This is a genomic window from Streptococcus suis (genome assembly GCF_024509555.1).
GTDB lineage: Bacteria > Bacillota > Bacilli > Lactobacillales > Streptococcaceae > Streptococcus > Streptococcus suis_AD.
In genome coordinates this window covers 22,824-33,080 of sequence record NZ_JAMWEL010000023.1, presented here as the reverse complement: position 1 = coordinate 33,080, position 10,257 = coordinate 22,824, and the positions used below count along the sequence as shown (strand labels likewise).

The following is a 10,257-nucleotide window of genomic DNA, read 5'->3' as shown; positions in this document are numbered from 1 at the left end:
GGCGAGATTGGGGAATAGTCAATGGGACGATGGGCTGAGACATAATAAATCCTCCAGTTTGTTTTTTATAACAGTATACCGGAGGAAGGAGTGAGTGGATAGATACCTTGTTATTGGGCGGTTACTAGGGATTGCCACGCTTGGTAATGTGTTCCTTAGCGATGAAGTTTCCAGATTCATAGTGTCTCAGGTCAATACCGATAAAGGCATTGATTTGATTGGCAGACTGAAAACGGCGAATATCTCCCAGTTCGCCAATAATACTTGTTGCAGTAGTCTCAGCGATACCAGGAATAGAAAGCAGAATGTCATACTCTGGTAAAGGTTGGGCTAGTTCCACCATTTCGTCTAAGACTGCTTGTCTCTGTTCAGAAAGTCTAAGCAATTCTTTCGCATAGTAACGCACCTCTTCCATGATTGGAGAGTTTTTCTTAACGGCACAATAAGATTGATTGGCTAGTGCTGTCAGCTTCTCTGCTAAGTAAGCCACACGCTTGTCAGAAATCCGTTTTGAAGTGGACAGACGGATGCTCTTTGAGAGTTCATCCTTGCTTAACTCAAGAACGAAGTCCTTGCAAGGAAAGGCTATGACCAAGTTCCAGTATTGTTCCCCAGTTGGCGTTGACAAGATAGTTTCCAATTCAGGGAAAGTGACCTGTAAGACCTTGTGCAGACGATTTTTAGCTCGAACGATGTCCTCGGTTAAGTTCTGATAGAATCGACTGAGATCTCGCAGATCTTGATAGACTTCTTCTTGGATATAAGTGGGTTTACGATTCAGTACAAACTGAGACTGAGCCAGTTTTTCAGCGTCAATTTGATCTGTTTTCCGCACACGCAAGCTATCCAGTTGCTTCTTGGCTTCTAAGGGATTGAGCCGTGTATAAGCGTAGCTATGTTCATCCAGAAAAGCTTGAAGACGACGAGAATAGACGCCTGTTGCTTCAAAGATGATTTCTGGCTTGTGGACGGTTTTCAAATCGCCAAGTAGCCGGGAAAAGCCAATGGCATCATTGGACATGGTGTAGTTATGTACCTTCTCGCCATTGACTAGAATGGCTACTTCTGAACTTACCTTACTCACGTCAATCCCAAATACTACTCGCATGATACTACCTCTTTGTCTTGAATGATTCCTTGTTTTAGCGATGTCATTTTCAATACTCGACGTCTGGCGTCCCACATACTTTGATAACATTCTTCCTAAAACAGGTGTCTTGCCAGTTTTTGTCGCGACGTCTAGCGTCAAAAGAACCCTCGACTTAACAAGACACCTCTACTTTATCATCTTGAGAATGAAAAAAGTAGTGAGTACTCTCTCCCGTCGGAGATTTCCTCACTACTAATCTTAGTATGTTTTTGACCAGTCGAGTTCTTTCCCGCTCCCTGTTTTATAAAAACAATCCAACTAAAGCCGTAATGATTCCGTAGATAAACATAGGCACGGCAGTTTTTTGCATAATATAACCTTCCTGTCGGTGAACACCTGAAACAGATGAAGCTGCGATGATATTATTGACACAAGTCATATTCCCCATGGCTCCACCAACTGACTGCATGGCCAAGATACTGGTCATGTTCAGACCTGTTTGTGTAGCAATGGACTGCTGCACCCCACCAAAAATCAAGTTTGAAATGGTTGCAGAACCTGAAAAGAATGCTCCAATTGCGCCCAAATAAGAAGCAAAGAGTCCCCAAAATGGACCAGTTGCTGCTGCCAAGGACATCCCGATAATGGATACCATAGACTGATCACCATTGAGCAGCATAAATTTCACCATGGTTACACCACCTAGTAGCGAAAAGAATGGTACGACCATTTGCTGAGCTGTCCCAACAATCATTTTCCAAACCTTCCCCTTCATACTTGGATAAAATCCAGACAAGGCAAATACAATCACAAAGAAAGGAATAAAGGCAGGGGCATAGAGTAACTCGTAGGATTCACTAGAGCTCGTTCCAAAAACATTTGCTAAGGTAATTTTCAAGGCCTTGGTAACTGCCAAATCAGCAAAGCCCAGATTAGCTTTAAACCAAACCGCATCGGTTCTCATCAGGGCTTTAATCCCTAATTGAGGAACCCGTGTCACTACTAAGATTAATACCAGACTAATCAATGGTAAGAGTGCCATAAAGAGTTCCTTTAAAGCTACAGGAGCAGCTACTGAACTCTCTTTATCTGTCTTCTCTAAACCAATTTTTTTCTTAGCCAACCAGATTGAGATAATAAAACCAATCGCACCTCCCAGTAGAGACGGAAATTCATAATTGATAGTTGCTAGAAGAGTCATCGGTACAGCACAAGCAAAAACTGTCAGGTAAATATAGAGTAAATTTGCCTTGATTTGTGCCCAAGTAAAAACATAACGAAGGGCAATCAATGGAATGACAAAACCTGCTGTCAAGTGAACAATCGCTGCTTTTAAGCCTAATTCTCCAATCTGCTGAGCACTTAATCCCAAGGAGCCAAATCCAAACCAGGTCGGCGTTCCCACAGCTCCAAAAGATACAGGAATTGAGTTAAAAATTAAAACTGCAATCACCACCTTAATCGGTTCAAAACCAAGCGCAATCAAAATCGGAGCCGCGATTGCAGCAGGCGTACCGAAACCAGATGCCCCTTCAATCATGAAAGCAAAAGCAAATCCAATAATCATCATTTGGGCAACGGGATTGGGTGTTAAACTTGACATCCAGCGATTAATGACCGCTTGGTTACCTGTTTGTTGTTGGAAATTATTGAAAAGTACCGCACCCATGATAACCGTAATCGGTGTCAAGGTCGCCCAAAATCCTGTCACTAAGCCAGAATTCAGAAGAGCAAAATCCGTTTTAAAATAAACCAACAAAATAAGATATACTAAAGCAGCTATACCAGGAAGTGCATAGTTGGCTGGAACCCGCATTTTTATCATCAAGAAAATCAAGAGAATAATGGGGAAAACACTCAATAAAATATCCATATTATTTATCGTTTCCTTCTATATTTAGACTATTTTTATAAGACTGTTTAAAAATAGCTCTTCCTATTATACCTCAAAGCCTAGCAACTTGTGCAAGAGAAAGTTCATATTTTTAGAAATCATTCACATTTTGACCCTAATATATTGCACCAACTTTAACCACACCTTCCAAACTCCAATCCACGATAAACGCATGTAGAACATTACGTTTTCTGGAGGCTGTGCAAAAAGCCCAGCACCTCTTCTCAAAGTTAGTGTCAACATCTCAGCGCAGTGATTGATTGGCTGATTTGTTCGTGTTTTACACTCCAAATCTGACCTAATCAATTGTGCGGGGGTGGGAAGACGAACTCTTCTATGAATGGTCGAGTTCTTTCCCACTCCCATTTTCATAATCAAATTTTGGTATAACGTAGGTGAAAATGAGGATAAATCAAAGCAATTATGTAAATATGCTGAAAATTTTTTTTAAAATGCATACAACTAAAAAACGGTTAAATGCATTTTCTTCATGCCTACGGCGTAGTTCTCCATTACTAAGTAGTTGACAAATCTCTGGACTATGCTATACTAAAGATAGAAATTATCGGAGGTAAGGAGACATGGACAAGTAAGCCACCCATTCAATATCACCTAAGCTGATTGGTTGGTTTTCTTGCGCCCTCGTTTCCTATCTAAGCAGGTACTCCCTGCACAGAAGGATTTTTTGCGTGCGACAGCTACCCAATCAGTAGCTGTTTTTTCATTGACAAGGAGGCCTTATGCTACAGATTTCACACCTTACCATTGACCACCAGCACGACTTACGCACATTGGTCCACAACCTCTCCATTACCATCAATCCCGGCGACAAGGTAGCCATTATAGGCGAAGAAGGCAACGGCAAGTCCAGCCTACTCAAGCTCATCATGGACCCCAATCTCGTCCAAGACTACCTCCAATTTGACGGCCAGATCACTCGCAACTACTCCTCTCACACCTATATTCCCCAAAGTCTTCCTCGAGAAATAGCAGAGCTAACCCTGAACAACTACTTCTTTGGCGATCTTGATGAGGCTATTGATTATGGCCTACTCTACCTATACGCAGACCAGCTGCAGTTTGACAGCGATCGCTTTACTAGCACGCAGGCCATTTCCAGCCTCTCCGGCGGAGAAAAATTAAAAATCCAACTCATCAAGCTACTAGCACAAGACAGCCAAATTCTCTTCCTAGATGAGCCTTCCAACGACTTAGACCTAGATACGCTGATATGGCTAGAAAACTTCATCCGTACCAGTCCCAAAACCATTCTCTTCGTCTCGCATGATGAAGACTTATTGGCTGCAACTGCCACCAAGATTATTCATCTAGAGTCTGTCAAAAAGAAAACACTGGCTCAAACCAGTGTCAAAACAAACGACTACCAAACCTATCGTGACAATCGGGAACAGGCCTATCAGAAACAAGTCCAGCAGGCTCGCAATGACCGCAAGGAATTTGACAAGGCCTTGACCAAACACCTACGGCAAAAATCGCAGGTTCGTCATTCCTTGCTTAATACACACGACGCGACCATGGGCCGTCTGATTGCCAAGAAGATGAAAAGTGTTCTCTCCCGAGAGAAACGCTATGAAAAGATGAAAGAGAGCTTGACACAGGTTCCCTACCACGAAGACGCTATCCACCTCTTCTTCACTGATACCCCTAACCTGCCTGCCACTAAGGTTCTGTTGAATGTAGAAGATTTCCAATTAAAACTGGGCAACCAAGTTCTTGCTTCCCACCTTAATCTTCGGGTCAAAGGACAAGAAAAGATTGGTATTATCGGACCAAACGGTTGCGGAAAATCAACTTTACTCAAGCAAGTCTATACTTTACTTTCCATCCGCAAGGATCTGTCACTGGGCTATATGCCTCAGCATTATGCAGATATCTTGGATGATAAGTTGAGCCCACTGGACTTCTTACTTGGAGATGCTGACCAAGCCTACCGCCAGAAAATCTTAACTCACTTGGCCAGCCTCCAATTCACTAGACAGGAAGTTCATCACCCGATGAAAGAACTCTCTGGAGGACAGCGAGCCAAGCTTCTTATCTTAAAAATGGTTTTGGAAGAAGCAAATTTCCTCCTCTTAGACGAACCCAGCCGCAACTTTTCCCCGACATCTCAACCCTATATCCGCCAACTATTTGCTGACTACAAAGGCGGACTCATCTGCGTATCCCACGACCGCCGATTTCTCAAAGAAGTCTGCCAAGCCATCTACCGACTAACAGAAAACGGGCTGGTGGAAGTGGAGACTATCTAACAAAAATGATGAGGCTGGGCAAAGTCTCACTACTTAACGAGACACTTATACTTTATCATCTTTAGAAAGAATAAAGTAGCGAGTACTCTCTCCCGTCAGAGATTTCCTCACTACTAATCTTTGTAAATTTTTTGTTATAGGTCGTTCCAGCCTTTTTCAATATACCTTGTTATTAGGCAATTACGCAAATATTGGGGTGGTCGTCAGTAGAGTGAATCCGTTTTTCCCTCGATGAATAACCTCATTAACTCGTCAACTACAAAACCCTCACTAAGATGTTACACCTGGTGAGGGCTTTATGTTCGTTTTCATTATTCTGTAGGTGAGGGCGGAGCCATCATGGAGGTCTTTCCCACTCCCTTCTTTTTGGCATTCTTTTGCTAAAATAGCATTGGACCAAGCAAATATCCTACTCTTTAATGAATTTACCCGTAACTTCTCCCCTACACCGCAACCAATAATACACCGATTATTTTCTGATTATCTATGTGGACGGAGTTATGACTCTCATGAACCCTATTTGGAAATTATATATTTACCAATTAACCATCTTCAAACTGAATAAATATTGTCAATTAGTGTGAATTAAGTGCTAGGCTTTGAACAAAGTTCGGCAAAGCGAGTCCAAATTCTCCAGCGGAGTATTTAAAAATTGTAAAATGGTAATGGTCTCAAATAATAGAAAAAAACTTTCAAAGATTATACTAAATGACATAAATGATAAATAACCTAGATATTCTGTTAAAGTACATCTAGGTTATTAAATTTATCAAACAATTTTCTTGTATACTATTTAGAATAAGCTTTGTTGTAGGATTAGTTTCGACCTGCAACATCCTACAGAAGCAACTTGATTTGCAAGATATGTTTCAAACCTAGCATAGCAGCTAGATTATACTCGCTTACTGCACCCCTGTTCCATTTCCGTAGGATGATTCATTCGGACATAATCCATAAACGAATTTGAGCACCCGTTAAAATTTTTAGATTATACTATCAAATCAAAAATACCTTGTCAAGAATTTGTTTGTTTTCTATGTGCGTAAATACACTTCCGAAGGAAAGCCAATTAGTTTATAAAAACTAGAAAACTCCTCAATCAAATTTCCCTAATATTTATTGTTGCTAATTACATTCATTGTACCTACACGATACGACAATATGACAAGAAGGTAGACCTTGTCTAATATATTCACTCATATGCGAATAGACCATCCTAGTTAAGGCTGTCACTAAGAAGATAATCCTGAACTCCTAAAACAATTCCTTATAGAATGAAATTGTTTCTTCTAAGGTTGGCATGAATGGGTTACCTGGTGCACAGGCATCAATCAATGCATTCTTTGATAAATATTCAAAATCAAAGTCTTCTTCTTTAATATCCAACTCTGTCAGTTTTTTAGGAATACCAACTTTAGCTGACAATTCTTCGATTTGTGCGATGGCATAGTCTGCACACTCTTCATCAGACTTGCTTGTAATGTCCAAACCCAAAGCTTTTGCCACATCGCGGAAGGCTGCTGGTACACGTTTGGCATTTTCCCGTTCGATGATTGGTAAAATCATAGCACAGCAAACACCATGTGGTAAATCATATACTGCGCCTAATTGGTGAGCCATTGAATGAACATAACCTAATCCTGCATTGTTAAAGCTCATTCCTCCAAGGAAAATAGCATGAACCATAGCCTCTCGGGCTTCAATATCTAGTCCATTTTCAACCGCACGAGGTAAAAATTCTTTAATTAACTCAATAGCACCCATTGATAATTTTTTAGTAACTCCATATGCACCCGGAGTTACCAAGGCTTCAATAGCGTGTGTCAACGCATCCATTCCAGTTGCTGCCGTTAGTGCTGCAGGTTTTGAAAGCATAAGTTCTGGATCATTGACCGACATAATTGCCAAGCTATTCTTATCCACCATAACCATTTTGACCTTACGCTCTTCATCGGTGATAACATAGTTAATGGTAATTTCAGCTGAGGTACCAGCAGTTGTATTGATAGCTACAACAGGCAAGCCTAGTTTTTCAGACTTATGCAAACCTTCATAGTCTTGCGGTTTCCCACCATTGGTTGCCATAATAGAAATACAGCTTGCAGCATCTTGAGGTGACCCGCCACCAACTGAGATGATGAAATCACAGTCATTTTCTTGAAGCGTAGCTAGTCCATCATAAACATTTTTACAGGTTGGGTTTGGATCAACCTGGCTGAATACTACATAGTCTACTCCAGCTTCATCCAGTGGCTTGGTCACTTTAGGAAGAATATCACTATTTAACAGAAATTCGTCCGTCACAAGCAGAGCTTTCTTGTAACCCAATTCTTTAACATAACTGCCAATTTCATTAACACAACCACTCCCAATTAAATTGACCGAAGGTACATAAAATGTTGCCATAGAAGAACTCCTTTATATTATACTATTTGTTTTTTTGTGATATTATTATAACATTTTAATATAAAGTTTTCCATATTTTTATTGAAACATTTAATAATATTCCTAGCTCCTCAAAACAATTATCGATTAGTTTCTACCATTTTAACTAACAACCAATATATATGTAGAATGACCCTAATAAGGTTATGTGAGTAAGATATTAACTAAGAAAGTAAACAAAACTATAAAAAGTGATAAATGGTATGCAAATTCAATATTGAAGATATCAAAAGTTTACGAGAGGTAGGGAAATTAATTCTAAATTTTCATACCACAATGACTTTCACTTGATAAACTAGCAGCCAACTACTAACTAGCTTGCCATTTCAATTCTCGAATTCCAATTGGTGAATGCCATTCGATTTTGGTACTCAATCTCCAATCGAAAGTTATTAACTAAGCAATCTTGAGTAATTCTACCATTATCCAAATAAGATCGTTTTAAGACTCGTTCGACCAATCTGTCTACTTCATTTCCATCTCTAACACCAATATCCCACAATTCTTGAAGAACTGTCTTTTTATATAAAATTTCATATTGAGACATTGCCTCTTTAACCAAGTGATGTTCATACCTCTTAGAATGAAGCAATTTCCATATTATACCAGTATTTTTTATCATTTGTATCTCCTTTTACAATAAATATATTTATCAAGCTGAAACTAAGATATCTGAACATATGAAAAACTGTTGAATCTCATAGGAATACACTTTATAGCATCTATTCTCTGATAATACCAAATGTTAGGTGGCAATTCCATAGCAGTTTCTACTATTTAACAATTTACCATATAACAAACCCAATCACCCTTTGCACAGATGATATTATTTATTTCTTACACCGATTAAACAAATTTATCTTTCTTTCCAAAAATTATCGCGTACTATCCATATCTTGTGATATTAAAAGACAAGTTTGAATCATGGCTATTTCAAAAAGACAGGACAGATTTCTGAATTCAGTATCTCAAGCGTGCAATGTAAAAAATACAATTTTGACTTCATCCTTGTCAGAGGTTCTGCCCATGTACAGGAACTAGTTGCAGACTCTTTTATCGATAAAAAATAAACTTGACTTACTTTCAAATAAGAACTACTATCCAATAAATGAGCAAAATCCTGCACAAATCACGACAAAAAAATCCAACCTAACCGCTACATATTTCTCTGAATCTGTCTGATAAGAATTCAAAAGAGAAAATATTAGCTTACTCCTTTAGCTCACCTATCAAAAATTCATTAGGAAGTAACCTACTTTCTCTATAGGAACTTGTAACTCAAAATGACTAGCATGAACTTCCCATTCTTTATACATTTCATCCCGGGCAACTACTCGTTTATTTTAAATGTTCAATTTATCTCCTAGTAGCAGGTGACACTATGGTAACATTATTTCTTTTTATTGTCAAACGTGTTAAACAATAAGTTGCTATTTTTTAAAAATCATGGTACAATATGTTAAACAATAGGAGGCGAGACATGATTTTAGGTGATATTTTGAAAGAATATCGAAGCAACAATAATCTTTCAATGGATAAGTTTGCAGAGAAATCTGGCTTGACAAAAGGTTATATATCCATGTTAGAAAAGAATCAACACCCTAAAACAAAAAAAGCACTCCTTCCAACAATGGAGACTCTCGATAAGGTTGCAAAAGGTATGGCTATTCCTGTTGCAGAACTGATTGAGCAACTAGATTCAAATCAAGCTATCTCTTTAACAATTACACCAGCCCAATTCATTCTATTTCAAGAATCTATCAGTGGTGATATTCTTAGATTAAATAGACAGTTAAAAGGAAATTTCCATAAGAAATGGGTAGAATTTGGGCAAGAACAATTAATTGCCATGCACAAAACTTCTGATTTTTCCCCTGTTATACATTTGGATGATTATCGCAAGCAAATCGAATTAGTCGTTCCCGGTAAGGTCTCGGCCGGTACAGGTTATTGGCAGGATACAGACTTTGACAATCTAGTATCCTTTTATAGCGAAGATATCCCTGAAAATCATCAATATGATACAATCGCTCAAGTTGTCGGGAATTCTATGGCACCTAGCATTCAGGACGGGGACTACCTCTTCATTCGTCTGACACCCGACATACCCCTGAACTCAATTGGAATTTTCTCAGTTAATGGAGAAAATTTTGTTAAAAAATACAAGGGTTCTTACTTACAATCCCTCAACCCTGACTATGAGGATATTGATTTAAACCAGGAAGATGACATCCGTCCTATCGGTAGAGTAATTGATGTCTATAGTCAATCCTAACATATAGGAAAGCAAACCATGACAATAGCGAAAAGGAGGCCTTTCGGCCTCCCTTTTGTTTTTTTAAATTAGAAAAGTCCATTATCAGCAAATTGACGACAATTAAATGATTAAATAATTATTTTGCTACCCTTATGTCTATGTTTGTCCTCTTACTATTTGTCTAAAGTGTGGAGATTGCTTATTATAATGAAAATCGCTAGAGGTTTTTGTGATTTTCTTAGGTTCTGTTTAAAAAGTTGAACAGATAACATTTTAGTTAGTTCAGGAGCTTAATATTGTA

5 protein-coding genes and 1 pseudogene are annotated in these 10,257 nt (G+C 38.9%); 2 read left to right on the top strand and 4 right to left on the bottom strand.

What is annotated here, in order from left to right; translation table 11 throughout:
- Positions 1 to 127: 127 nt before the first annotated feature.
- Positions 128 to 1,108: pseudogene (locus NF418_RS09040) on the bottom strand (IS110 family transposase); the annotation flags it as partial.
- Between the two features lie 283 nt (positions 1,109 to 1,391).
- Positions 1,392 to 2,963, bottom strand: a complete 1,572-nt coding sequence (locus NF418_RS09035; protein WP_256779341.1) for an L-lactate permease — start codon at positions 2,961 to 2,963, stop codon at positions 1,392 to 1,394.
- A gap of 761 nt (positions 2,964 to 3,724) precedes the next feature.
- Between NF418_RS09035 and NF418_RS09030 the strand changes: the two genes are divergently transcribed.
- Positions 3,725 to 5,254 carry an ATP-binding cassette domain-containing protein gene (locus NF418_RS09030; RefSeq protein ID WP_256779340.1) on the top strand — a complete coding sequence of 510 codons (1,530 nt, stop codon included), beginning with the start codon at positions 3,725 to 3,727 and terminating at the stop codon, positions 5,252 to 5,254.
- 1,254 nt (positions 5,255 to 6,508) lie between these two features.
- Here NF418_RS09030 and NF418_RS09025 read toward each other — a convergent pair.
- On the bottom strand, positions 6,509 to 7,660 hold the full coding sequence (locus NF418_RS09025; RefSeq protein WP_256779339.1) for an iron-containing alcohol dehydrogenase: 1,152 nt from the start codon (positions 7,658 to 7,660) through the stop codon (positions 6,509 to 6,511).
- 352 nt (positions 7,661 to 8,012) lie between these two features.
- The gene (locus NF418_RS09020) at positions 8,013 to 8,321 is read right to left on the bottom strand and encodes a hypothetical protein (protein ID WP_256779338.1); all 309 of its coding nucleotides are present in this window, start codon (positions 8,319 to 8,321) and stop codon (positions 8,013 to 8,015) included.
- Positions 8,322 to 9,179: 858 nt separating this feature from the next.
- Between NF418_RS09020 and NF418_RS09015 the strand changes: the two genes are divergently transcribed.
- Positions 9,180 to 9,974, top strand: a complete 795-nt coding sequence (locus NF418_RS09015) for a helix-turn-helix domain-containing protein (RefSeq protein ID WP_256779337.1) — start codon at positions 9,180 to 9,182, stop codon at positions 9,972 to 9,974.
- The last annotated feature ends 283 nt before the right edge of the window (positions 9,975 to 10,257 follow it).